Annotated in this window: 1 protein-coding gene; it reads left to right on the top strand. The window is 66.6% G+C overall.

Translation table 11 applies throughout. The features are described 5' to 3' along the window. A partial coding sequence (gene dxs, locus BLS13_RS20175) for a 1-deoxy-D-xylulose-5-phosphate synthase (RefSeq protein ID WP_093454817.1) occupies positions 1–1896 on the top strand: 1896 nt, incomplete at both ends.

Raw genomic sequence — 1896 nt, 5'->3', positions numbered from 1 at the left:
ATGACCGATCGCCCTGTCACCCCATTGCTCGACACCATATCCGTTCCGGCGGATCTGCGGATGCTCAAGGCATCGCAGTTGCGGCAGCTGGCGGACGAGTTGCGGCAGGAGATGATATCGGCGGTTTCGGTGACCGGCGGGCATCTGGGGGCCGGGCTGGGCGTGGTCGAACTGACGGTGGCGCTCCACCATGTGTTCGAGACGCCACGCGACGTGCTGATCTGGGATGTCGGGCATCAGGCCTATCCGCACAAGATCCTGACCGGCCGGCGCGACCGGATCCGCTCGCTGCGGCAGGGCGGCGGCCTGTCGGGTTTCACCAAGCGTTCCGAGAGCGAATATGATCCGTTCGGGGCGGCGCACAGCTCGACCTCGATTTCGGCGGCGCTGGGTTTTGCGGTGGCGAACAAGCTGGCCAACCAGCCGGGCCGCGCGATTGCGGTGATCGGCGACGGCGCGATGTCGGCGGGCATGGCCTATGAGGCGATGAACAATGCCAAGCAGGCGGGCAACCGGCTGATCGTGATCCTCAACGACAATGACATGTCGATCGCGCCGCCGGTCGGCGCCTTGTCGGCCTATCTCGCGCAGATCGTGTCGTCGCGGCCGTTCCTGTCGGTGCGCGATTTCGCCAAGAGGATCGCGCGCAAGCTGCCGCGGCCGATGCACGATGCCGCCAAGCGTGCCGAGGGCTATGCGCGCGGCATGGCGACCGGTGGCACATTGTTCGAGGAGCTGGGCTTTTATTATGTCGGCCCGGTCGACGGCCACAATCTCGATCATCTGCTGCCGGTGCTCGAAAATGTCCGCGATACCGATGAGGGGCCGATCCTGGTCCATGTCGTCACCCAGAAGGGCAAGGGCTATGGCCCGGCCGAGGCGGCGGCCGACAAATATCATGGCGTGCAGAAGTTCGACGTGATCTCGGGCGTGCAGGCGAAGGCGCCGCCGGGGCCGCCAAGCTATACGAGCGTGTTCGCCAAAGCACTGGCCGCCGAGGCCGCGCGCGACGACCGGATCTGCGCGATCACCGCGGCGATGCCCTCGGGCACCGGGCTCGATATCTTCCAGAACGCCTATCCCGATCGCAGCTTCGATGTCGGCATCGCCGAGCAGCATGCCGTCACCTTCGCCGCCGGGCTCGCCGCGCAGGGCTTCCGCCCGTTCTGCGCGATCTATTCGACCTTCCTGCAGCGCGCATATGATCAGGTCGTCCATGACGTGGCGCTCCAGAACCTGCCCGTCCGCTTCGCGATCGACCGCGCCGGGCTGGTCGGTGCCGACGGGGCGACCCATGCCGGCAGCTTCGACGTCACCTATCTGGCGACCCTGCCCAACATGGTGGTGATGGCGGCGGCCGACGAGGCCGAGCTCACCCATATGGTCCACACCGCCGCGCTCCACGACAGCGGGCCGATCGCCCTGCGCTATCCGCGCGGCAACGGCACCGGGGTGGCGATCCCGGCCACGCCCGAACGGCTCGAGATCGGCAAGGGCCGGATGGTGCGCGAGGGCAAGACGGTGGCGATCCTGTCGCTGGGAACGCGCCTCGAGGAGGCGCTGAAGGCGGCCGACCAGCTCGAGGCGCTGGGTCTGTCGACCAGCGTCGCCGACCTGCGCTTCGCCAAGCCGCTCGACGAGACGCTGATTTCCCGGCTGCTCACCACCCATGAGGTAGCGATCACGATCGAGGAAGGCGCGATCGGGGGCCTCGGCGCGCATGTGCTCACCCTCGCTTCCGATCAGGGGCTTATCGACAACGGCCTGAAGCTCAGAACCCTGCGCCTGCCCGATGTCTTCCAGGATCATGACAAACCCGAAAAGCAATATGCCGATGCCGGCCTCGATGCCGAAACGATCGTCGCCACCGTATTGGCGGCGTTAAGGAAGAACAGC

The sequence above is a fragment of the Sphingomonas sp. YR710 genome (assembly GCF_900101455.1).
Lineage (GTDB): Bacteria > Pseudomonadota > Alphaproteobacteria > Sphingomonadales > Sphingomonadaceae > Rhizorhabdus.
The sequence above is the reverse complement of the archived record's forward strand: the minus strand, read 5'-3'. Positions and strand labels throughout refer to the sequence as shown.